This window comes from Psychromonas marina, assembly GCF_030161115.1.
Classification (GTDB): Bacteria; Pseudomonadota; Gammaproteobacteria; order Enterobacterales; family Psychromonadaceae; genus Psychromonas; species Psychromonas marina.
In genome coordinates, this window is record NZ_BSPQ01000002.1 from 62,525 (window position 1) to 87,388 (window position 24,864).

Sequence of the window (24,864 nt, forward strand, 5' to 3'; positions counted from 1 at the left end):
GAGCGCTTTAGGGATTCTAGCATAAATCTAAATTAGCATTTATTTTTGATCGTATGCATCATTGTGGATACCTGCCGCACGACCCGATGGATCTGCATTATTTTGGAAACTTTCGTCCCATGCTAATGCTTCAACCGTTGAACATGCAACTGATTTACCATGTGGAACACACTCTGCTGCACTGTCTAATGGGAAGTGCTCTGCAAAAATACTACGGTAGAAGTAAGCTTCTTTAGTATCTGGTGTATTGATCGGGTATTTAAACTCAGCACTTGCTAACTGTTGGTCAGTAACTTGTGTTTCGATATGCTCTTTTAGCGTATCGATCCAGTTGTAACCTACACCGTCAGAGAATTGTTCTTTTTGACGCCACAACACTTCAGGTAATAGTTTGCCGTCAAATGCTTCACGTAAAATGTTCTTCTCGATACGACCATCTTTGATCATTTTAAGTTCAGGGTTGGTACGCATTGCAACATCTAAGAACTCTTTGTCTAAGAAAGGTACACGTGCTTCAACGCCCCAAGCAGACATCGATTTATTTGCGCGTAAACAATCAAACATATGTAGTTTATTTAGTTTACGGTTAAGCTCTTCGTGAAGCTCTTGTGCATTTGGTGCTTTATGGAAATATAAGTAACCCGCAAAGATCTCATCAGCCCCTTCACCAGAAAGTACCATTTTAATACCCATCGCTTTTATTTTACGCGCCATTAGGTACATTGGGGTTGATGCACGAATAGTCGTCACATCATAAGTTTCTAGATGGTAGATAACTTCTTTAAGTGCATCGATACCATTTTGTTCAGTAAAGATGATTGGGTGATGTACTGTACCTAGCTCTTCAGCAACTTTTTGTGCTGCGGCTAAATCAGGTGACCCTTCAAGGCCTACTGAGAAAGAGTGCAGTTGTGGCCACCAAGCGCCAGATTGGTCATTATCTTCAACACGCTGTTTAGCAAATTTTTGTGTAATTGCAGAAATAACTGAAGAATCAAGACCACCAGAAAGTAATACGCCGTAAGGAACATCACACATCAATTGACGTTTAACAGACTCTTCTAATGCTTGACCGATCTCAGCAGCACTGCCGCCGTTATCTTTAACAGCATCAAATTCCATCCAATCGCGAATGTAATATTTAGTTAACTCACCAATTTCACTGTCCAGGTAATGACCCGGTGGAAATTCTTCTACTTTTACACAGATAGGTGTTAATGCTTTCATTTCTGATGCTACGTAGAAGTTACCGTGCTCATCCCAGCCCATGTATAATGGAACAATACCCATATGGTCTCGGCCAATAAGGTATTTATCTTTATTTTCATCGTATAAACAAAATGCAAAGATACCGTTTAAGTCATCTAGAAATTGGTTTCCTTTCTCTTCATATAGACCCAGGATAATTTCACAATCTGATTTAGTTTTGAACTGATAACCACAGGTTAGTGTCGCTTCTAAATCTTTATGATTGTAAATCTCACCATTTACAGCAAGGATATGTGTATTATCTTGGTTATATAAAGGCTGTGCACCTGTATTCACATCAACAATAGAAAGACGCTCATGCACTAGAATCGCTTTATCACTTGCGTAAACACCTGACCAATCCGGGCCTCGATGACGCAATAATTTTGACATTTCAATCGCTTGCTTACGTAATACCGTAGGGTCGCTTTTAATGTCGAACACACCAAAAATTGAACACATATTGTTACCTTTATAATTTCATTGTTTCACAAATGTTAAAAGCTCAGTTGTAAAAAACGAATAGTTTAAATAAGTTAACTGATTTTTACAGAATATGATTAAAAAGTCACACTAAATAGCCGTAACCAACTGATACTTTATGAGGGGTGGGTCACACTTTTTTGCTAATAAAGTCATAATTTATTTAATGGCTTTGTAATGTCTGTTTTTTATCTTTGTCTATAGCTCTTGATCTGTTCTTGGGTTGACAATCTGTGGCTGTAATTCAGTCCAAACATGATGTGCAAAACCAGATCCTGCTTCTTCGTACATGTTATAAACCGGATTTACGCCAAGCTCGTTAAGCTCAACCTCATCACTTTTGTAATGTGCTAGGGCTGCCACTTTGAAGGTACAGCTATCAATTTTTTTGAGTTGCTCTGCAGCGTAACGATTACCGTTATGGTCAGGCATTGCGAGCAGAATAAGTCTAATGTTATCGGTAAGTTGTAATTTATTCCAAAAATCAGAATCGAGCGCGTCACCAGTAATAACACGGCGTCCTTGTTCACGATGTTTGAGGGTGGTTTGATGATCATAATCGATGCCCATTACGCGCTCTCCATAACTAGCTTTTAGCGCATCATAAGCCCCCGCACCAATACGGCCCATACCCATTACTAATATTTGTGCATCACCGACACGCACAGGTCTGTCATCCTTATGCAGGCGAGTTGATTGGAAACGTTTTAGTTTAGGACTGAAGTGGGTATAAATAGCATCAGAATACTTGTTAAACAGTGCTGCAATAATAAAACTGAATGAAACCGCAATGGCGGTGATAATCAACCAATCCTGTGATAACCAACCTTTATAGGTAGCAAGCGAAGCTACAATTAACCCAAACTCACTGTAATTCGCTAATGAAAATGCTGCAAATAGTGAGGTACGTGAACGAAGCTGGAACTTCGCTAAAGTAAGAAAGTAGAGTGCAATTTTACCAAATAATAATACCGATAAAATGAGGGCAACCACAACATGTTCGAACTGTGGCAATCCACCTAAACCGATACTTAAAAAGAAACAGATTAAAAATAACTCTTTCATATTAAACAGTGATTTTGCCATGTCTTTAGCACTTGGATGCCCCGCAAGTAGCATGCCTGCAATTAACGCACCTAAATCAGCTTTCATACCCACCGACTCAAATAAACCTGCACCAACAACAAGCGCCAAGAAAAAGCCATATAAAACCAATAACTCACCATGTCCTGCACGGTCTAATAATTTAAACAGTAGAGGTCTGATAAGCGGAAGTGCAAAAAGGCCAAGTGCCCATATTGAGGGGACTTTTCCGACAGAAACGGTTAAGAAAAGCACCGCGAAAATATCTTGCATGATCAGTATGCCGATCGCAATACGACCATAAAGTGAGTTTGTTTCACTTTTTTCTTCTAGTATTTTTACTGCAAAAACGGTACTGGAGAAACTCAGCGCGAAGGCAACCAGTAATAGTGAGGTGATATCCAAATCAAGGAAAAAGTGTAAACCAACTTGCTTAAAAACAAACAATAAACCTGCATAAAATAGGATGCTGGCTAATATGTGAATTGATGCACCAGCCCATACTTCTCTTTTAAATAAAGTGCGTATATCGAGCTTTAGGCCGATTGAAAAAAGAAGAATAGTTACGCCTAGATTGGCTAATGTGGTTAATCCATCGGTGATTTCAAAGCCCAAATAATTTAATGCAAAGCCGGCAATCAAAAAGCCAACCATTGGTGGCAGGCCGGTAAAATTAATCACCATGCCAAAAGTGAAGGCAGTGCCAATAAAAAACAGTAGAGTGGGGTCCATTATGTCAACTTTTATAAAATTCTAATTATTTGATTTTATTGGATTAGGTAGACTATTCCAAATGCTTTATTAAAAAAGGTTTGTTTCGTTTAAGTTGTTTTGCTCCTTTTCGTAGGGATTGAAGGTTTTACTACTTGACTGTTTTTGCTGTGCATCCAGTATCTGTTTTTTTTCAGTAGAAAGATACAAAATAAAGGTAGTTGTGTCGGGCCATTCTCGGCTTACTATTAATTGAATGCCATCATTTAAAAGCCATTCAAAACTAGCAGGACCTTCACTTTCAAGGCCATTTTTATTATTTGGCTGACCATATCTCTCAACAATTTTATTTTTAACATTGCTAATAAGCTCTGGGTTATTCCTGCCCACAAACGTATAAAGTGCGCTAACAAAATAATCTTCTCGTGTGTAGGTCACTTTTAATTCGCTGCTTCCGCGGATCACTGCGCCAGTGAAGTAATTATCTGACCAGCGGTTAATATTCTCATCGATAGCAACAATTTTTTGTTCTTTAATTTTTTTACGCATGACCTCGCGTGTTGTACAGGCAATATTGACCGAAAATATTTTTGTCGTTGCTGTCTCATAGCAATTGAGCAGCTTAGTCAGTTGCTCATAGCGTTCAACAGCAAAGGGTTGCGAAGATTTTTGGTAAAGTGCGATCGCAGCTTGTAAATCAATATTTGTTCCCAAGCCTCGCTCATAAAGGTAAGCAAGCCGTGTATGTGCAAAATTGTGTTCTAATGCAGATGCACTTTGATAGTGTTGTAATGCTTTTTTATAATTTATTCTGATGGTTTGTGCTTTATGTGCGCCCTGTATTCCTTGCTCATAAATCAGGGCAAGTTGGTAGTGTGATTCTGCATGGCTTTGGTTGGCAGCTAGGTTATACCATTCGATTGCACTACGAATATCTTTTTTTACGCCTTTCCCATCGCGGTGCAAGTTACCTAGTTTGAATTGTGCGGCGCTATTGCCTTTCAACGCCGATTTTTTATACCACTTTGCTGCACTTTTAAAATCTACATCGATACCTTTTCCTAACTCATAAAATTCGGCAAGTTTATAAGCAGCAGGCGCATATTGATTATTTGCTGATTGCAGGTAAAGTGACTTTGCTTTTTTAACGTCTTGATTAACACCACGTCCAAATTCATACATATGTGCTAAATGAAATTGACCTAATGCATTATTTTGTGAGGCTGCTTTTTTATACCACTGTATTGCTTGTTTATAATCTAACTCAACCCCTCGACCCGATTGATATATTTTCCCTAGGTTAATCTGCGAGGTAATATGCCCTTGCTCTGCTGCCTTTTTAAACCACACTAAGCTTTGCTGCAAATCTTGTTCAACACCTTGTCCTTTTCTATAATGCACGCCTAGCTGAAATTGGGCTACGGCATCCCCCTGGTTTGCCGCTTTTTCCAACCACTGTACCGCTTTAATATGGCTTTGCTCAACGCCTGTGCCTTTGTCATACATGGTTGCTAAAACATATTGCGCTGCGATATCACCCTGTTCTGCCGCTTTTGTGTACCAAAAAGCAGCTTGTTGATCGTTTTGAGGGACACCTTGACCACTTTCAAACATCCACCCTAAAGTATATTGCGCTGCAGCATCACCTTTTTCAGCCAAGGGTGTCCAAAGTGAAATTGCTTTTTTATAGTCGCCTGATTGCGCTGCTTCATAGGCATCAGTGAATGCCGCGCGCGCGAAATTCGCAGGCAGATATGCTGCGGTAAAAAACAGAATGAAGAGTATAGGTTTGTAAGTGGTTAACATTTAATCAAATGGTTGTCCGTATGCTAGCGAGTTACTAAAGTATAAGGCATTTTATTTGATTATTGGAATTCATTGAAAGGATAGATTGTTTTGATAATGTTTTTGTGAATAGACTCACGTACTTAGGATCTTCTTTGCAGTTTAATAAGTTGCTAGTTTTATATTGTTTTGAGATTTGCTACAGCAGGTAAGGATATCGTCTTCACGTATATAAGCCATTGGGTAACTTATATAATTAACCTTACCTGATAACAGTTTACAACGACATGCACCGCAATGACCATCACGACAATGAAATTCTATTTTTATTGCTTGAGACTCTAAGTTCTCAAGCAATGTTTTTTTAGTGTCTAATGGATAAATTTTTCCATTAATGGTCAGTGTTTTTGTCATTCGTTATTAAAGCTCAAATGTGCTCAGGTCTTCACTGTCTACTTTACTGTTGATTTGACCAACAAGGTAAGAGCTGATTTCTGCTTCTTGGGGCGCAACCTGTACGTTATCACTCACTAACCAGTGGTTGATCCATGGAATAGGGTTGGTGCTAACAGGGAAAGGTGCTTCGTAGCCGATTGCAATCATGCGTTGATTACTGATGTATTCAACATATTGACATAATATTTGCTCATTCAGACCAATCATTGAGCCGTCTTTAAATAGATATTGCGCCCACTCTTTCTCTTGTTCTGCAGCTTGTAGAAAGATCTCACGCCCTTCGGAAAAACACTCAAGTGCAATTTCTGCCATCTCTGGGTCATCTTTGCCATCTGCCCAGATGTTTAACATTTGCTGTGTAGAAGTTAGGTGCAATGCTTCATCACGTGCGATCAATTTAATGATTTTTGCATTGCCTTCTAAAAGGTCACGCTCAGCAAAAGCAAATGAACAAGCAAATGAAACATAAAAACGAATTGCTTCTAGTGCATTGGTTGAACAGATACACAGGTAAAGTTTCTTTTTAAGGCTGCGAAGTGTTAGCACTTCTTTTTCGCCATCAAGGTTAATATATTCAATATTGTCTTGGTTATCTAACCCATGTAGTTGCATATATTGTACAGAGTGGATCAACGTATCGTAATAACCTGAGATGTCAATGGCACGTTTTTGAATCTCTTCATTATTAACAATATCCTCAAATACTTCACTTGGGTCAGTGAATAAATTACGTAAAATATGCGTGTAACTGCGGCTATGAATTGTTTCTGAAAAGGCCCAGGTTTCAATCCAAGTTTCAAGTTCTGGCAGCGAAACTATCGGCAGTAACGCCATGTTTGGGCTACGTCCTTGAATCGAATCAAGCAGTGTTTGATATTTAAGGTTTGAGATGAAAATGTGTTGTTCATGATCAGGTAAGTTCATGAAATCTATGCGATCTCGGCTTACGTCAATCTCTTCTGGGCGCCAGAAGAAAGAAAGTTGTTTTTCAATTAATTTTTCAAATACTTCGAATTTTTGTTGATCGTAACGTGCCACGTTAACTGGGTTACCAAAGAACATGGGTTCTTTCATTGCGTCATTAGATAATGTTGAGAAAGTTGTGTAAGCCATGTGACTCTCCAAGAAGGATTTAAATTGTCGCTATCCTAACAAAATACGGCTGTTGATTCATTCCTTTTTTGTTAAATAGCGTGGTCAATAATTACTACAAATATTCAATTTGTTTAACATTTGCGCGTTCAACACATTGGTTATCTTTTTACTTCCCTAGTTTGCTTTGATTTTGTGATTTTTGTATTACTCACACTGTTTTTTACTTTTAAGCTACATTGATAAAAGGTGAGGGCAACATGTACCCACCTCAAGTTGAACATCAAAAATATGTTGAGATTATTACTCATTAACACTATTAAGCATCCAGTTATAATCTAGAAATTTAATGTTCAGATCTTCATTTTTTAGTGCTGATACTTGTGCGTCACTCAGCATTAATGCTTCGGAATATAATAATAAAAATGCTTCTATAGATTGTGTTCCTCGAAATCCTTCTTCAAAATCATCACCGTACCATTTAAAAATTGATGATAGATAAAGGGTATCTGCTTTTATCTTGTTGCGACTTGTATCGGTTAAGAATCGTTCCGTCTGCTCTGTTAATTGTTGTTCTAATTGAGCTTCAGTATAAGCTTCTTCACGTAATGCTGGGCAGCCGATACTGGCACAATTAACCGCGAAATGAATACGTGGATCATTGTAACGTCCGCTACCTCGAATCAGACCATGTTCGATATCATTTAAGCTTAGCGTTTTATCTAATAAAGGAATAAATTCCTTATCCCAAGGAGAGTTAAAGAAACTGCCTAAATCCTTAATTGATGCTAAAGCAGGGTATTCAGTTAAAATAAACTCAATGGTCCATGCATTATATGCATTAATTAAAAATGCGAGTTGCTTGTTGTTAGGCCAGGTATCAAATTCACTTCGTGATACCTGGCCTAATTGTGCGAGGTATTTCTGTAAAAGCGCTTGTTGCTGCTGTATCGCTGCATAATCAACCTCAGTACTGTGACCATTATTGATTTTTTTTACATGCTGACTGAGTAATGTTTGCCAGTCAGCGTGTAAGTTTGATTGCTTGACCATAGGTTTTGTTTCAACGGTATCTTTTATTGTAGGTGACGCTGCATTACTTAATAATGGATTGGTTAATAATAAAAAGGTCAATGTTAAGCGCAATATTGCGCTTACATTTTTGCTACTACTTTTAATCGCTGAAAGCATCATTAACCACGTCTCCATGTGTGATATTTCTCTAACCAGCTTAAAACGGTTTGTGGTGCATGATTGCGTTTCCACTCACCGGCAGCATATTTATTACCTTCAGCCCAAGTTGGGTAACTATGAATCGTACCAAGAATCTTGTTCAGACCTAAACCATGTTTCATTGCTAATACAAACTCTGCAATTAAATCACCAGCATGTTCAGAAACGATAGTGACGCCTAAAATTTTATCTTTACCCTTTGGCGTGATCACTTTAATAAACCCTTTTGTCGCACTGTCAGTAATTGCGCGATCAAGCTCTTCAAAGTCAAAACGGGTAATTTCATAATCAATACCACGCTCTTTAGCTTCATCTTCATTAATGCCTACACGTGCCACTTCAGGATCTATAAAGGTAGTCCATGGAATAACACGGTAATCTACTTTGAATTTTTTCAAGTTGCCAAATAACCCATTCACGGCAGCATACCAGCCTTGATGAGCTGCAACATGGGTAAACTGGTATGGTCCAACAATATCACCGGCAGCAAAAATGTTTGGATACAAGGTCTCTAAATATTCATTAGTTAGAATGGTACGATTCGTTTCAATACCCAACTCTTCAAGTCCATATCCAGTTAAACGCGCACTTCGCCCTACAGCACATAAAAGCTGGTCGTATTCGATAGCAATTTCTTGATCGTTATGTTTGACGATAATGAACTTCTTATTATCTTTAGTCTCACAACGCAGTGCTTGATGTGAGGTTAAGATATTTACGCCACTTTCTTTAAGTGATTCAGTCGCAAACTCAGACACCTCAAGATCTTCTTTGATCATGATACGTTCAGCCATTTCGATTTGTGTTACTTGTGAGCCAAGTCGAGCAAAGCTTTGTGCTAATTCTGAGCCGATAGGGCCGCCACCCAACACAACTAGTTTTTTGGGTGCTTCTTCAAGTTTGGCAAATTCGCTCCAGAGTGTATCACTGGTGACATAACCTGTTTCTTCAATGCCAGGAAGCGGTGGTACAAATGGGCGTGCGCCCGTCGCGATAACAATACTGCGTGCCGTTAATTTTTTAGTTTCACCATTTTCATAGCTGATTTGTACAGTCCAAGGGTCAAGTAATTTTGCATAACCCTTTTCAACTTCAACGCCTAATTTTGTATAGCGTTCAACACTATCGTGTGGTGCAACATCAGCAACAACTTGGTGAACACGCTGCATTACCTTTTTGAATGAAAATTTTGGTGTTGTATCTTCCAAGCCATAGTGGTGTGCATTTCTAATTTGTTCTGCAATTTTTGCACTTTTAATAATAGCTTTACTTGGAACACAGCCGTAATTCAGGCAATCACCGCCCATTTCACCTGCTTCAATTAATGTTACTTTCGCTTTTACTGCCGCGGCAATATAGCTGGTTACAAGTCCGCCTGCTCCGCCACCAATCACAATCATATTACGGTCAAATTTAGCGGGTTTAGTCCATTTTTTATAAACGCGACGTTTCTTAATCGTGCTCACAATAGTTTTTGCAATCAATGGGAAGACGCCTAATAAAACAAAAGAGATAATTAAGTTAAATGATAATATGTTCGATAAGCTGTCTATTTGCGCTAACTGCGTACCTGCATTGACATAGATAAATGTCCCCGCAAGCATACCTACTTGGCTGACCCAGTAGAATGTCCATGACTTAATCGCAGTCACACCCATTAATAGATTAATTAAGAAGAAAGGAAACAGTGGCACTAATCGTAAAGTGAATAGGTAAAAAGCGCCTTCCTTTTTGATCCCTTCATCAATAGCAGCTAATCGTTCTGGAAAACGACGTTTAAGTGAGTCACGTAATAAGTAACGCGATACTAAAAATGAAGATAATGCACCAATGCTTGAAGCAAAAGAGGCAATCACAAACCCTTCAAACAACCCAAACAAGGCGCCAGCTGCTAAGGTTAAAATTGCTGCACCTGGCAATGCGAGGGCAGTTACTAAAATATATAATACAAAGAAGCCACCAATCACAATCAATGGAGACTGTTCTTTCCATTGGCTAAACTGCTCCATTGAGCCTTTTAACCCATCTAAGGTTAATAGTTGATTCAAGTTAAAATGAAAAAACATCCCTATGAGTAATATCGCGAGTAACAGTAATACGATTTTCTTTAACATGTTTTATGACCTTTATATGAATAACTCAGGAAATTTGCCTTTGTAGTACAAATGCATTGGCACCTAAGTAGAATTTTTATCCATCTATTTAAAATCGAACAGCAATTGTTATTTATCTGTTTTATGGATAGCTCAAAAATAAAGACCAGTGATATCTTCATTTAATTTCATATTATCTTTAATTAATAAAATTAAGTGTGAAGTTCAATTGAAAAACTAATGGGAGGGTAACTTATTGTACGGTAGGGGGAATTAAAAAAGGATGTGCTAAACACATCCTTTTAATTGTATATCGACTTTATGTCATTGCTGACTCAGAGTCGGTTATATCTTACAAGCACCGCCTGAACAGTCGTCATCTTCTTCCATGACGTTTTCATCATCAGCACCATCGCGTGTGTTATGGTAATACAATGTTTTTACACCCATTTTGTAAGCAACTAACAGGTCTTTTAACAGGTTAGTCATCGGAACACGATTATCGTCAAAACGTTTAGGGTCGTAGTTAGTATTTGCTGAGATAGCTTGGTCTACAAACTTTTGCATTAAACCTACAAGCTCTAAATAACCTTGGTTATTTGGAATATTCCATAGTAGCTCATAATTATCTTTGTATTTATCAAACTCAGGCACAACCTGTTTCAAAATACCGTCTTTACTTGCTTTAACACTAATAAAACCACGTGGTGGCTCAATACCATTAGTCGCATTAGAGATTTGGCTAGATGTCTCTGAAGGCATTAATGCAGATAGTGTAGAGTTACGTAAACCATGTTTTACGATGTCGCTACGCAGTGTTTCCCAGTCAAGATGCAGTGGTTCACTATGAATGTCATCCAATGATTTTTTGTAATTATCAAGGGGTAAAATACCTTGAGAGTAACGTGTTTCATTGAACTTAGGACATGCGCCACGCTCTATCGCTAACTTGTTTGATGCTTTCAATAGGTAAAATTGAATTGCTTCAAAGGTTTTATGCGTCAGGTTGTTTGCACTACCGTCTGAGTATTTAACACCATTTTTAGCTAAGTAATATGCGTAGTTAATCACGCCTATACCTAATGTACGACGTGCCATTGAGCTGCTTTCTGCCGCTTTAATTGGGTAATCTTGGTAATCTAATAGATTATCAAGTGCACGAACCGCTAGTTCTGAAAGCTCTTCTAGTTCACTTAAGTCATCAATAGCACCTAAGTTAAGCGCAGAAAGTGTACACAGTGCAATTTCACCCTCTTCATCAGTAATATGCTGTAGAGGCTTAGTTGGCAATGCGATTTCTAGACAAAGGTTACTTTGACGAATCGGTGCTACTTTGCTATCAAATGGGCTGTGTGTATTACAGTGATCTACGTTTTGAATATAGATACGACCAGTACTTGCACGCTCTTGCATTAATAACGAGAACAGTTCAACCGCAGGAATACTGCTTTGACGAATTGAATCATCACCTTCGTAAAGATGATATAAACGTTCAAACTCATCTTGGTCTTCAAAGAATGCATCGTATAACCCAGGTACATCAGATGGGCTAAACAGCGTGATCGATTTTTTGTCGATCAAACGTTGGTAGAATAGACGACCGAGTTGTACACCGTAATCTAGGTGACGAACACGGTTTGATTCAATACCACGGTTATTCTTAAGGACTAATAAAGATTCAACTTCTAAATGCCAGATCGGATAGAAAACTGTCGCAGCACCACCACGTACGCCACCCTGTGAACAGGATTTAACCGCAGTTTGGAAGTATTTGTAGAATGGAATACAACCTGTGTGGAAAGCTTCACCACCACGAATAGTACTACCTAATGCACGGATACGACCTGCATTGATACCAATACCTGCACGTTGCGATACATATTTTACAATTGAACTTGCTGTTGCGTTGATCGAATCAAGGCTATCGCCGGTTTCGATTAAAACACATGAGCTAAATTGACGTGTTGGTGTACGTACACCCGACATGATCGGCGTCGGTAATGATATTTTAAATTGTGATGTTGCATCGTAAAAACGTTTTACATAGTCAAGACGCGTTGATTTTTCGTAACCTGAGAATAGGCAAGCGGCTACCATGATGTATAAAAACTGTGCGCTTTCATAAATATCACCGGTAACACGGTTTTGAATTAAGTACTTACCTTCAAGTTGCTTAACCGCTGCATATGAAAAGTTCAAATCACGATTATGGTCGATGAATTTCTCCATCTCCTCAAATTCTTGTTTACTGTAGTCCTCTAATAGGTGTGCATCGTACTTGCCTTTAGAAACCATTTTGCTGACGTGCTCAAATACACTCGGTGGTGTAAAACGTCGGTAAGCTTTTTTACGCAGGTGGAAAACCGCTAAATGCGCTGCAAGATATTGATAATCTGGCGACTCTTCTGAGATAAGGTCTGCGGCAGCTTTGATGATCGTTTCATGGATATCATCAGTGCGGATGCCATCATAGAATTGAATATGAGAATTTAACTCCACCTGTGAAACTGAAACGTTATTAAGACCTTCCGCTGCCCATGTGATGACGCGGTGAATTTTTTCAAGATCTATGCTTTCTCTTTTGCCATTACGTTTCGTAACAAACAGGTTTTTATTCATTATGACTACCTTCCCAGATACCTTAAATAGGTGAATTACAATTGCTCAACAACATATATTGATGTTGGGAATTGTGTGACTTGTTTATTTTAAACACAACATGTAGTGCTTTATTAAATAAGGAGGCACAAGATAACGTTTTTTCATATTTTTTCAAGCTAATAATTTTCATATTGCCGTGGATAATTTTGTGGATAATTCAGTATAAAAAAAGATGTTGGTAGTCACTAACTTTTTCCGTTACGTCAGCTATGTTTGTAATAAAATGCAAACACTATTTATAAAAAAATATTCATGAAATGTTAAAAGTAAAAAATACTATTTAAAGATCAGAAACTCTAGTTGCTTCATGTTTTAGTGATTTGTTGCATTTTTAATTTTTACTGGCGACTAGTTTGGCATCAATTATGCGCCATCTTGTTTGGAAAAGAGGAAGGTGTCACATTATTCAATACAAAAAGGGTGTGTATCGTTTACTGTGGCAGGTTATTGATCAGGATCAATTTAACAACTTGATGAATCAGTTTTCACGGTTAATGCTAAAGATGTGTTAAATCACTTTATATTAACAATGAACAATTATTAAGGAGGTTATGATGAAACTACTTATGCAACCCAAATGTTATACCGATGTTTGCTTACACGGGAAATGGTTCCATCACGACCATGGAGATACGAGTGCTTATATGCTCGGGTCGCGTTTGGTTTTTGATCTCGGCATGATGCCAACGACCGATGAAGAGCTTGAAGCGTGTTTAGAGCCGATTGCTCAACAGCAGCAGGATCATGATCACTAGCGAAAGTGTACTTGTTGTTTTTATGCCTTAGTCGTTTGTGCTAATACTGTTTGGCAATGTTCGATCATCGCTTGCGTTACCTGGGCGATTAGATTGCCAGACAGTTGCCAGCAGTGCCAATAGAGCGGGATATAAACGACTTTATCCGGCAGGATGTTAATTAACTGTCCTGTTTTTAAATACGCTTCTATATGTAATCGTGAATTAAAGCTGTAAGCACCATTTGCTAAGGTTAAGTCTACAAAACCTTGCGATGAGCGAATAGTATGGCAAGGGTATTGGCCCTGTTGCAGGGAATAATGCTGTGCTAAAAACTGGATGTGCATATCATCGTGTTGATCAAAGGTGATCGCAGGCGCACTCTGTAAACTTGTTTCATTAATCCCGGTTGCAAAATAACGTGTTATAAAGTCTGGTGTTGCTACACACAAGTATTCCATGTATCCCAAAAAATGGCTCTCACCTCCTGTCATGACTTTTTCTTTACTGGTAATGCAACCTAGCACTTCCCCGCTTGAAAGCCGTTCCCATGTTCTTGATTCATCCTCAACATACAGGTTTAATTCTATTTGTTGTTGCTGTAATAGCGGAGTTAATGCATCTACAAACCATGTTGCTAGACTGTCTGCATTAACGGAAAGTGGTAATCGTTGTAACTGTTTATGTGTGACGAGTTGTATTTCCAGTTCTGACTCTAATTGCTGTACACGTTGATAATGCCCTAGCAGTTTCTGTCCTAAGGGGGTTGCTTTGATAGGTTGGCTACGGATCAGCAGCGGTTGTCCATATTCTGTTTCTAGCTGCTTAATACGTTGAGACACCGCTGATTGGGTGATATGCAAGCGTTTAGCTGCTTTATCAAAACTTTGCTCTTTTAAAACAGCATCTAATGCCATGAATAGTTTGTAGTCCTGCATGCTTATACTCTTTTTTAGGGTTATTAGTAAAACTAATCAATCATTAATATTATTAGTTATATTTAATTCCATTTGCTCGCTATAGTCCAGTTTTTTACTTTTAAGGATCGCTAATGGTTACTACCTACTTTACCGGATTAACACTGATGGCTACGCTGATCATGCCGATTGGCTTACAAAATGCATTTGTATTAAACCAAGGTATTCGTAAACAGCATCACCTATTTGTCGCTGCTTTTTGTGGTTTAGCAGATGTGTTTTTTATGTGTATTGGTGTGTGGGGCGGTGCAACATTGTTTAGTGCTTACCCTTGGTTATTAATCACTATTACTGTTGTTGGTGCGTTATTCATGATGGTTTATGGCTGGCAATGTCTACAACGTGCAATTAAAGGAGCAGGGGGCATTGAGACTGATAATACCCAACGTAGTTTTAAGATGATCGTCTTAGCGTGTTGCGCGTTTACTTTTTTAAACCCGCATGTATACATTGATACGATTGTTATTCTAGGCGGATTTGCTGCTAATTTATTAGCTGAAGAACGCCCATACTTTGTATTAGGTGGTATCACTGCTTCTTTTTTATGGTTTTTCAGTTTGGCATTATTAGGCTCAAAATTCGCACCGGTCTTAAGCAGTGCAAGGGCACAGCGAATTATTGATACATTGATTGGTTTAATGATGTGGGGATTAGCCATTTATTTATTGTTAAATATTCAATTAGCAGCCCTTTAAGCAATGACGCTATCAATATGTTTATGGTACCTCCGTTTATAACATGACTTCTTTGCGACAATCATGCAGTTCAATGCCTAGAAACGTCGCTAATAATTGTGCGTCTTGTTGTAGCTGCTGTTGATCATTATGATTTAACACATTAATTCTTCGACCATGCGCGGTTAATAAGTTTAGCTCAAAGCAGGGATAACTTAATGCATGTTTGCGTTGTATAATCTTGTTGTTGATGTGCAGCGAAGTAATATGGTGTAGCTTGACGTCCCTATCCTTATGGTTATTAAAGATATCCAGTTGCTTATTAAAGCTTGCTCGTTGCAGAAAAGGTCGAATTAAAGAGATACCAAAGGTTGTAATGGCAATGCCAAAACCACCGAGAAAAATGACCAGATCATATTTAGTCGAAACGATAAGTAGATAAGTGGCGAGGCTTAATAAAAAACTTCCTACAACAACGTATATCATGCAAAACATCATCGAAGAGATGGTGGGTCTTAAATAGGCAATATCACCAATTACAATAACCGTATGAGATAAAAAATTAGGGCCGTCTCGAAGTAAGGGGCGCTTTAAATCAATAGTAAAAAAATCTTTTTTATCCATATTGATGCCCTTGCGATGGTACTGATATTTTACTATCGCATTAAATTATTATTGCGATAGTAAAATGAATGGGTCGTCAATGTTAAACAAAGACAGCCCCAATGACCCGTATTTAGATTGTTATTTAGCGTCTTTATTATCGTAGGTTTTGATTTCACCAGATTCTACACGTGCGAGGAAAGATTTTAACTCCTTTTTCACGATTGGCATTAAGAAATATAAACCAATAATGTTAAAGATCGACATAGCAAAGATAGCTGCGTCAGAGAAGTCTATCACCGCACCAAACTGGATTGTTGCGCCGATAACCACAAAAATACAGAAAATAATCTTGAAGATTAACTCCGTTGTTTTGCCTTCACCAAACAGGTAAGTCCATGCCTTCAATCCGTAGTATGACCAAGAGATCATGGTTGAAAAAGCAAACATAACAACAGCAAGCGCTAACAAATATTTAAATATACCTGCCGTTTCTGTAAATGATGCCGCTGTAAGTGTCACGCCCGTTAAGCCTTCGCCATTAAACGGTGTCACGTTTAGGCCTGCAATAGTGATAACTAATGCCGTCATGGTACAAATAACAACAGTATCAATAAAAGGTTCTAATAAGGAAACCAGACCTTCAGTGATAGGTTCTTTCGTTTTAACTGCAGAATGCGCAATTGCAGCAGAACCAACACCCGCTTCATTGGAGAAGGTTGCACGTTTTAATCCTTGAATTAACGCGCCAATAAAACCACCCGCAACACCTGCGCCAGTAAAGGCACCATCAAAGATAGCAGCAAAAGCTGGACCAACTTGATCTAAATTAACGAAGATAACAATCAGTGACATGCCAACATATAAGCCCGCCATCCATGGAACCACTCGCTCTGTCACAGAGGCAATTGAAGGCATACCGCCAACAATAACTGAAAAAACTAACGAGGCTAATACAATGCCCGTAATGACGCCATATTCACTTGGTACATCAAAAGCGTAGGTTAGCATCGCGTGTGCTTGGTTAGCTTGGAACATATTACCGCCACCTAACGCGCCTAAAATACACATTAATGCAAACCCGATTGCCAATGCTTTACCTAATCCACCTAAACCTTTTTCACTTAGTCCTTGGCTTAGGTAATACATTGGACCACCAGAGATAGCACCTGACGGTAAAACTGTTCGGTACTTAACACCTAACGTACATTCACAGAACTTACTGGCCATGCCTAGAAAACCACAAATAATCATCCAGAAAGTCGCTCCTGGTCCACCAATAGCGAGTGCTGCACCAACACCTGCGATATTACCAAGACCAACAGTTCCTGATAATGCTGTGGTTAAGGCTTGAAAGTGAGAAACCTCACCTTCCTCTTTTGAATTAGGATCGGTATATTTTCCTTTTATAATATTGATCGCCATTCCGATACGTCTAAATTGAATAAAACCAAAATAAACGGTGAATATTAAGGCTGCTAACAACAACCATCCAACGATAATTGGAAAGTTTGCATCTCCTATTGGTACGCTTTTAAAGATTAAACCAACAAACCACCCCGTATAGTCATTAAAAAAACCATCTACAGCTTTACTGAGATTATTAATGGTTTGCCCAAAGCTACTCATTTCCTCAGCCAAAGCGCTGGTACTAAATGCGAATAGAAACAGGTACATCAACTTTCGTGTTATTTTCATGTTTATTTCCTTATATTTATCTGTAGTTGTTTGATTTTTTTAAATCAAAACGTGTTTAACCGTAAAGTGTAGGTGTTATGGGCATTTTTATTGATTTTTTTATCCTTAAAGCGTTTATTCGACTGATTTTGCTCTATAAATTAGAGATAAAACCCAGTAAATTCATGTTGATGAGTCATTCTGCCATTTATTAAGCTTATGTGAGTATGCATAAAAGAGGGGGGATTGAATGGCGTAACCAGTTGGAATACTATAAAAAAACCACCAACTATGTCGTTAGTGGCTTTCTAAAATAAAGTGATTTTTTATTTACTGAGCTTCAGTAAGCGCGTCAGCGAAACCTTGTAATGCTGGTTTTGCAGTATAATCACTGTTGAATAAAAGTGGCCATTCTGTCGTTGGTGCAGGCCAGCTTTGTAACCAGCTATCTGAATCAATCGCTCCCCAAACAGTGATACCACCACGTCGATCGGCAGGCACTACCTCTAAGTACGCTTCAACAATATCATGATAATATTGCTTTTGTTCATCCGCTCTTTCACTGGTTAGGTAAGTTAAAGGTGTATCACTATCAGGCACATTGTTCATGCGCACATCTAGTTCGGTAATTTTAACTTTGAGGTTAGTCTCGTCTACAACCTTCTGTAGCTGAGCCTTGATAGTGTCAATACTTGGATCTCCAACTGAAATATGAGATTGGAAACCTATCCCACTAATTGTACCGGCTTCAAATGTATTAACCATGGCAATAACGGCGTCTAATTTAACCTCATTGTGAATTAGATTGTAATCGTTATAGTATAAATCGGCATCGGGATCAGCGGCTCTTGCTGCTGTAAACGCTAATGGCAAGAATTCTTCACCAATATTTTCATACCAAACAGAGTTATCGTTTGGATTTTCATTCGTCGCAGCTTTTGAACCACGATAGGTACCATTTTCATTAAAGGCTTCATTAACAACATCCCAGCTAGTCACGGTATCGTTATTTCCCGCTTCTTCAAAATGAGTTGCAATACGTGTAATATGATCTTCCATCATCGTTATCCAAGCTGCTTTATCCCCATCGAAATTTATCATCCATCCAGGAATTTGGCCATGCCAAACGAATACATGACCATGTACCGTCATTGAGTTCTCTTTAGCATAGCTAACAAGCGCATCAGCCTCATCAAATGAAGGTTCACCTCGAACAGAATGCAAAGCTTCAGGTTTCATAATATTTTCAGCAGATAGTTGATTGAAGTGTTTTTCAATCACGCCTTGACGATCTTCGCTAATTAATATGCTGTTACCCGCAGCACCAGCTGGAACAGCGACACCAATTGTTAAATTATCAGTTAACGCTTTTAAGCTTGTGACATTAACTGCACTATACTCGACATCTGGTATTACAACCTCGGGCACATTACTGATAACGCCTGTAAATTCATCTAGGTAAAAAGACTTACCTGCATTACCTTCTTTTGAGAAATGTACTGCTAATCTATGAAGTGTGTCTACTGGATCGGCTTTTGCTGTTAGTTTAATCTCTTGCCATTCACCTGTGAAGTCTACAGTTGTAAGGTTACGTGCCGCATACTCAGGGGTTTGAATATAAAAATCGGCATTTGTTCCCGCATCTCCTTTAGCCCAAACACTAAATTCGTAAGTTTTTCCGCCGATAACAGGAAGCTCTTCATAGGCAACTTCAACATCCCAGTTATTAGCTCCTAATGTATCAACCATCACTTTAACCGCTTTTGTTCCTTTGTAACTGTCAACACCTTCTTCCGATTCAATCACTTCGATAGTAGAAACTGCAGTTGCATCTTGTGCTTCTCTTAATACCCAATTTCCTGCTGGCGAGGTTTCACCTGCCATATCCTGTTCAAAGCTGCCATTAATAATCTCAGCTTTAACGGCTGATTCTGTTACCGCTGGTGGTGTGGTTGATTCTTCACTACATGCTGCGAGGAGTGAGGTTAGTGCTACTGCACTCGCCAATCGAGTTAACGATTCTTTCATTTCACTGTTTCCTATGGTTAAGGCATAAAGATGAACGAATCATCATTGATTCACTTCATCTTTATGCATAATTTTTTATTAAAGACTTGGTTAACAGCTGCAGCGTTATTATTTTATCGGTGCTCTTAAGGTCACGAATAAATGTCTTAGAATGTAATTTTTTTGTGACAAAAGTGATTTTATTGCCGCCAACTAACTGTTGGCGTTATCATTTTCGACAATGCATTACTGCATGTAATGCTGTAATGAGTCTATCCGTCGAAATTTTATTTGTGATCTACGTGTCTCTATTTTAATGTTTAGTTGATTTTTATGTGACCTGTGATTTTTATTGTTAAGCTTTTTATCGTCTTTTTTGTTGTTATTTTATGCTTTATGGTATTTGGTAACTGTTATCACAAAGTCGTACTTTTTATTATATTCACCTTTAAAACAGTGTCTTATGTGTTTGTTATTAGAGGTTTTGTTGTTTTTTTGTAATTACGTGGTGTTATTTTGTAATTGTCAAGTTTGTGATTTCTTTTTTTTGGAGGGAAGTGGGGGGGATTTACTCAACTGGAATTTTAAAGTCATGACTTAATCTATAAAAGGTAGTGATTAAATGTAACAGTGCTATCCACTGTTTTAATCATCAATATGATAAGTCGTATTTAGATGGATCTGTATTTTATGCTCTCACTACATTTTGTGAGAGCAACAGTGAACTGATTATTGAATTTTTATTATTAAATTCTTATTATTAAATTCTTATTATTAAATTATGCCGCACTGCTATTAATTTTAATGGGGGTTTTTAGTGAGAAATCTAAGAGCGTATCTTTGGCAATTTGTATGTCATTATTTCTTGTTAGTAGTGATGCACCCACACCCACTTTCGCACCGGTTTTTGCCCCATCACTGCCATTAATTAATCCGCCAATAGCTGCTGTTCGAGCTGTTCTTCCGAGCGTATCTGCTGCTGCATTTGCGCCTTTGCCACTCAACGATACTGTAGAGATGGCAACCATCTCATCATTGATTAAGATATCAGTTAATATTAGGCTCATCTCCGCAGAACCTGCGATGCGTCCACCTGATTTTACTTGATCCATTACACCATATACGACGCTATCTCTTGGTGCTATCACTACTCCATCAACCATCAGGTTTGCTTCTAATTTAGCGGTGAACCGATGACCTTGTTTATGCTCTCGTGAATTAATCGATTGATCCATTTTTATGCGTAAAACTGTACCTGCTGGTACTTCTGCGGGCATTATTACTGTTTTTTCTTTTTTTGCTATCTCAGTTGGTTCTATTTTTACTGGTTCTGGGGTTGTCGGTTTAACTGAAAAATCGATACTTTTAATGAGCTCTGGAGGCAGTGTCATTTCAATACCATTTACATTTATGACTAATGCTTGTTGGTTATGATGAAGGATTTCACCGATGAATTCACGTTCGTCAGTTAAGGTGATTTTTGCCGCTTGTACAGACATGGTGGATGTGACTGCAATAAATAGTGAGATTAATAACGTTTTTATTTTCATAATAAAGCCCCAAATAAGTAGAGGCTAAGTATATCTAGTGAGTTAAATGCTATAAATATAGCATTGGTTATACAGGGTATAAGGTAAGGTGATGATTGGGTGTAAATGGTTAAATTTTAAATGTTATCTGTATTCCTGTTTTACACTATGCAGGTTATAGTTCACTGCAATATTTGTAGTGATTTTAAACGCTTAACCTAGTACACGATAGTCAACGTCATTGTGAATATCCGATAAATTTAGGTATTTATAATAAAGGAAATTTAAAATATGTCAGGAATTACAGAGTTAGACCAGTTATTACATTCAATGCAGCCTGTGTTGCTTGATGCAGAGTTTGTATTTTGTACAGTGTCAGGATCGTTGATCGATTATGTGTCGCTTAACCCTGTCGCAACATTTGTCGAAGCGGAAGGATTAACCTTAGTATTGGAAAAAGGGATCGCTGTAAACGCTAGCTTAGAGTTTGAAGGTGTATTTCGACAACTAACAATGACGGTTCATTCTAGTTTAGAAGCGGTTGGTTTAACGGCTGCAGTTGCAACTAAGTTGGCATCAAAAGGAATCAGCGCAAATGTAATCGCTGCTTATTACCATGATCATATATTTGTTCAATCTAGCAAAGCAGAGGCCGCATTACAGGCGTTGCAAGAGTTCAGTGTTTAATTGTTTTAGGGGAAATATGAGAGGAATATTTACTCATTATTTTTCTATCTCTTTTATTAGTGTTTAAGGTGTTATTGCATGAAAGTATTAATTCTTTTAGGCGTCTTGTTTTTAGCCATTGCGTTGATGGTTATGTTAGTTGAACGTTTTGCTAAGCCTGCGGATGAGCAGCAACTCGCTAAATACAGTAAAATAGTACCTATATTAGTGTTTATTATGTTATTTGCTATGTTGATAAGAGAGTTCGTTTAAAACGTTAATAGTATTTTTTGAACTCAATTCGTCAGGCTTATCCAGTCAATTATCCAACCTACTTTTATAGAGGCTTCGGAACTCGACGAGTATATGATGAGAAACCGAAACGTAGTTTCGCAGTTCGAAGGAATTAAGATTCTTTGAACAGCCAAAGAAAACGGAAGCAAAAGAAAAGCTGCCACTGCCATTTTTTAATCTTGCACGAATTGTTTGCTTAAAACGCACCAGCTCAAACAGCACATCCCTGTGCTGAGCTTAGCCGGCTGCTCATATCACTATGCTGTCGTATAATTCGCTGCCTTACCTTGCTAAGCAATCAATTCTTAGCAATAAAAATGGAAGGGGGTCGTGTGTACGCATTGTGTCTAATCCTGAAAAACCAAAAACCAAAAACCAAAAACCAAAAAACAAAAAACAAATTTCTAATTGAGAACGTTCATAGTTATTAAGTAACGTCATAGGAAAATGAAAACCCACAATTAATATTACTCTTTGCAGGTATCACAACTTCCCGTTTGTATTTTCTGGTTGAGGTGACACATTTAGCAAATCACAGCATGGATGCTGTGGTTAGATTTAGCCAGCACAGGGATGTGCTGTCTAAATTGGTGCGTTATAAATGTGTTATTTCAGACAGATAAAAAATACAGTCGGGCGGATTTTCTTTGCTTACTTTTTTTTGCCGTTAAAAGAAAGTGAGTTGCCGAGAGGCGAAACTACTCTATACGTATACAGTAAAACTTCAAGCGAGCTTGCCTCGCACTAGTTACTTTTTGTTACAGCTATTCTAAAATGCAAAATGAAAGACTTGACCCCATTTACATGTGTACGCATTGTGTTTAATTTTTGCTAAAACCTAAAACCTAAAACCTAAAACCTAAAACCTAAAACCTAAAACCTAAACTATGGGATCACCATAAACATATCGTAGCTTGATGACCAAGTCAGGGTACAGGAGGATTCCGTTGCATTTTTCTGTTGGAAAGTCTGACTTTAGTAAAAGAAATCATGGAGCGAATTAAACGACAGGTTAGGTTTATGGGCGGGCTAAGCTCAGTGTGTCCTTTGATTTCATTAGTGTCTATATGAATGTGCATTTAGTCACGATGCGTTAAGAAATCATAGTTTTAAATGCTTTGGAACGGCACACCGCGCTTTGAATAAACAAATCATTTAATGTGTATTTTCCGATAGAAATTAAAAAGGTCAAAATACTTAGAAAATGAACGTCAAGTAAGTGTCAAATAATTGTGATTTATATGTTGATTAATTTATTTAAGTATCTAGTATGTATAGCGTATTAGGTCTAATAATGACCTGGTCGTTATTAACACATCGTATTTTCGTTTTTACTGTTGAGAAATAAAGGAGGCACCATGAAAAATTTTAATATTCAAAATATGCGCTGTTCTTCTGTTTCAGCCGAAATGGATACCATTATGGGTATTCATTTTGGAAAACATCAGCAATAAATACGTGTTCTAAATTTTACTTTGGGTCGCGGATAGAAAGTGACTCAGTAAGTAAACTATTACAACTATTCAGTCGCATTTTATCTAACGCCCTCTTTTATAAACATAAAAAGGAGAGACGTAATGCGTCAATCACTATATATAATACTTGCAACGACATTAATTAAAGCTGATATTTATAATGAGCTACGTAAAAAACGCAACCTGCAACGCGCTGCAAGGATACATCTACAGCATCACAGTACTCATTTAATGCGTGATATTGGACTTCAGGTTGATGGCTTTGACGTAGGTGAAAAATTTCCACCTAGCGTCAAAGCTAAAAAGACTGTTCGTCACCTCAGGCGCTTTTATTATTTTAAGATAAAAACGTAACCTTAGCGCTGTGCTTATACATTAGGTACAGCGCTTGGTTTTACTGAAAGCTGCAGCTAAAAATTGATAGCTTATTTTCTTAAGCTAACTTCGTACAACGCAGCATATAATTCACATCTACATTCTTCGTGATATTAAAACCACCTCTAAGCGGGCTATATTCAACACCACATAAATCATCACATTTCAGCGTCGTTTTATCGATATCGGCTAATAGAATAGAAGGGCGAATGAACTTCTCATATTCATGAGTGCCTTTGGGTACCCACTTTAATAAGTGCTCTGCACCCACAATCATCATCATGTAGGCTTTGAAGTTCTTATTGATGGTCGAGAAATAAACGGTGCCACCCGGTTTCACCATGTCGCAACAGGCTTTAATAATAGAAGCCGGATCTGGCACATGTTCCAACATCTCCATACAAGTCACTACATCAAACTGCGCAGGGTGAAGGCTCGCAAACTCCTCCGCGGTGATTTTTTGATAATCTAGCTTAGTTTGCGTTTCCATTGCGTGCAGGCGTGCTATCTGCAATGAGGCATGGGCCATATCGATACCCGTGACCGTTGCACCTTGAATTGCCATGCTTTCTGCTAAGATTCCACCGCCACAGCCCACATCTATAACCGACTTTCCAAACAATCCATCTACACCCTGCTCGATATATTCAAGACGCGTAGGGTTGAGCATATGTAGTGGCTTGAAGTCGCCCTCTAAATCCCACCATTGTTCTGCCATTGCAGAAAATTTCTCAATCTCTTTCGGGTCAACATTATCTGTAAAAGTGGTTTCTTCCATTGCATTTGTAGTTGCAGACATAAATTTAGGTACCTGATAAATAGTCGATATATGAGTATAACGACAAGGTGTAATTTTATAAATTGATTTATTTCGCGTTTTAAGGCGTTTTTAAGGTTTTTTTGGTGTTTAAAAATTAACCGTTAATTTATTAATTGCCCTTATTTGTCCCAAAATCGCATTCTAAGGCGATTTAAGTGATAAAAGAGGCATGATAGTGGTAGCTTTTG

Annotated in this window: 19 protein-coding genes; 5 read left to right on the top strand and 14 right to left on the bottom strand. The window is 38.1% G+C overall.

What is annotated here, in order from left to right:
• Window positions 1–39: 39 nt before the first annotated feature.
• The 8 genes from asnB to nrdA all read right to left on the bottom strand — a co-directional run bounded on the left by asnB (window position 40) and on the right by nrdA (window position 12,803).
• Entirely contained in the window at window positions 40–1,710 is a 1,671-nt protein-coding gene (asnB, locus tag QQK09_RS04400; RefSeq protein WP_284202911.1) for an asparagine synthase B, read from the bottom strand.
• A gap of 219 nt (window positions 1,711–1,929) precedes the next feature.
• The gene (locus QQK09_RS04405; protein WP_284202912.1) at window positions 1,930–3,546 is read right to left on the bottom strand and encodes a cation:proton antiporter family protein; all 1,617 of its coding nucleotides are present in this window, start codon (window positions 3,544–3,546) and stop codon (window positions 1,930–1,932) included.
• A 69-nt stretch (window positions 3,547–3,615) separates the two neighbouring features.
• Window positions 3,616–5,331 (bottom strand): tetratricopeptide repeat protein, encoded by a 1,716-nt coding sequence (locus tag QQK09_RS04410; protein WP_284202913.1) that lies wholly within the window; start codon window positions 5,329–5,331, stop codon window positions 3,616–3,618.
• A 141-nt stretch (window positions 5,332–5,472) separates the two neighbouring features.
• The gene (yfaE, locus tag QQK09_RS04415) at window positions 5,473–5,724 is read right to left on the bottom strand and encodes a class I ribonucleotide reductase maintenance protein YfaE (protein WP_284202914.1); all 252 of its coding nucleotides are present in this window, start codon (window positions 5,722–5,724) and stop codon (window positions 5,473–5,475) included.
• A 6-nt stretch (window positions 5,725–5,730) separates the two neighbouring features.
• Window positions 5,731–6,879, bottom strand: a complete 1,149-nt coding sequence (gene nrdB, locus QQK09_RS04420) for a class Ia ribonucleoside-diphosphate reductase subunit beta (protein WP_284202915.1) — start codon at window positions 6,877–6,879, stop codon at window positions 5,731–5,733.
• 282 nt (window positions 6,880–7,161) lie between these two features.
• A complete protein-coding gene (locus QQK09_RS04425) occupies window positions 7,162–7,911 on the bottom strand; it encodes a DUF547 domain-containing protein (RefSeq protein WP_284203477.1) in 750 nt (249 codons plus the stop codon).
• A gap of 140 nt (window positions 7,912–8,051) precedes the next feature.
• Window positions 8,052–10,205, bottom strand: a complete 2,154-nt coding sequence (locus tag QQK09_RS04430; RefSeq protein ID WP_284202916.1) for a dihydrolipoyl dehydrogenase family protein — start codon at window positions 10,203–10,205, stop codon at window positions 8,052–8,054.
• A 324-nt stretch (window positions 10,206–10,529) separates the two neighbouring features.
• Window positions 10,530–12,803: a class 1a ribonucleoside-diphosphate reductase subunit alpha gene (gene nrdA / locus QQK09_RS04435; protein ID WP_284202917.1), complete on the bottom strand. Its 2,274-nt coding sequence runs from the start codon at window positions 12,801–12,803 to the stop codon at window positions 10,530–10,532.
• A 596-nt stretch (window positions 12,804–13,399) separates the two neighbouring features.
• Between nrdA and QQK09_RS04440 the strand changes: the two genes are divergently transcribed.
• Window positions 13,400–13,600: a hypothetical protein gene (locus QQK09_RS04440; protein WP_284202918.1), complete on the top strand. Its 201-nt coding sequence runs from the start codon at window positions 13,400–13,402 to the stop codon at window positions 13,598–13,600.
• A gap of 20 nt (window positions 13,601–13,620) precedes the next feature.
• On the opposite strand, the gene QQK09_RS04445 is transcribed toward QQK09_RS04440, so the two are convergent.
• A complete protein-coding gene (locus tag QQK09_RS04445) occupies window positions 13,621–14,517 on the bottom strand; it encodes a LysR family transcriptional regulator ArgP (protein WP_284202919.1) in 897 nt (298 codons plus the stop codon).
• Between the two features lie 113 nt (window positions 14,518–14,630).
• Here QQK09_RS04445 and QQK09_RS04450 point away from each other — a divergent pair, with 113 nt between their 5' ends.
• Entirely contained in the window at window positions 14,631–15,251 is a 621-nt protein-coding gene (locus QQK09_RS04450; protein WP_284202920.1) for a LysE/ArgO family amino acid transporter, read from the top strand.
• Between the two features lie 36 nt (window positions 15,252–15,287).
• On the opposite strand, the gene QQK09_RS04455 is transcribed toward QQK09_RS04450, so the two are convergent.
• From QQK09_RS04455 to QQK09_RS04470, 4 genes are all read right to left on the bottom strand, one after another.
• The gene (locus QQK09_RS04455; protein WP_284202921.1) at window positions 15,288–15,854 is read right to left on the bottom strand and encodes a hypothetical protein; all 567 of its coding nucleotides are present in this window, start codon (window positions 15,852–15,854) and stop codon (window positions 15,288–15,290) included.
• A gap of 120 nt (window positions 15,855–15,974) precedes the next feature.
• Complete coding sequence (locus QQK09_RS04460; protein WP_284202922.1) at window positions 15,975–17,531, bottom strand: alanine/glycine:cation symporter family protein; 1,557 nt, start codon at window positions 17,529–17,531, stop codon at window positions 15,975–15,977.
• Window positions 17,532–17,840: 309 nt separating this feature from the next.
• On the bottom strand, window positions 17,841–19,538 hold the full coding sequence (locus QQK09_RS04465) for an endo-1,4-beta-xylanase (protein ID WP_284202923.1): 1,698 nt from the start codon (window positions 19,536–19,538) through the stop codon (window positions 17,841–17,843).
• Window positions 19,539–20,296: 758 nt separating this feature from the next.
• Entirely contained in the window at window positions 20,297–21,067 is a 771-nt protein-coding gene (locus tag QQK09_RS04470) for a hypothetical protein (RefSeq protein ID WP_284202924.1), read from the bottom strand.
• Window positions 21,068–21,337: 270 nt separating this feature from the next.
• On the opposite strand from QQK09_RS04470, the gene QQK09_RS04475 reads away from it, so the two are divergent.
• The 3 genes from QQK09_RS04475 to QQK09_RS04485 all read left to right on the top strand — a co-directional run bounded on the left by QQK09_RS04475 (window position 21,338) and on the right by QQK09_RS04485 (window position 23,835).
• Entirely contained in the window at window positions 21,338–21,733 is a 396-nt protein-coding gene (locus tag QQK09_RS04475; RefSeq protein ID WP_284202925.1) for an ACT domain-containing protein, read from the top strand.
• Window positions 21,734–21,811: 78 nt separating this feature from the next.
• Window positions 21,812–21,985 carry a hypothetical protein gene (locus QQK09_RS04480; RefSeq protein ID WP_284202926.1) on the top strand — a complete coding sequence of 58 codons (174 nt, stop codon included), beginning with the start codon at window positions 21,812–21,814 and terminating at the stop codon, window positions 21,983–21,985.
• 1,598 nt (window positions 21,986–23,583) lie between these two features.
• The gene (locus QQK09_RS04485) at window positions 23,584–23,835 is read left to right on the top strand and encodes a hypothetical protein (protein ID WP_284202927.1); all 252 of its coding nucleotides are present in this window, start codon (window positions 23,584–23,586) and stop codon (window positions 23,833–23,835) included.
• Between the two features lie 79 nt (window positions 23,836–23,914).
• On the opposite strand, the gene ubiG is transcribed toward QQK09_RS04485, so the two are convergent.
• On the bottom strand, window positions 23,915–24,655 hold the full coding sequence (ubiG, locus tag QQK09_RS04490) for a bifunctional 2-polyprenyl-6-hydroxyphenol methylase/3-demethylubiquinol 3-O-methyltransferase UbiG (RefSeq protein WP_431312577.1): 741 nt from the start codon (window positions 24,653–24,655) through the stop codon (window positions 23,915–23,917).
• Window positions 24,656–24,864 lie beyond the last annotated feature (209 nt).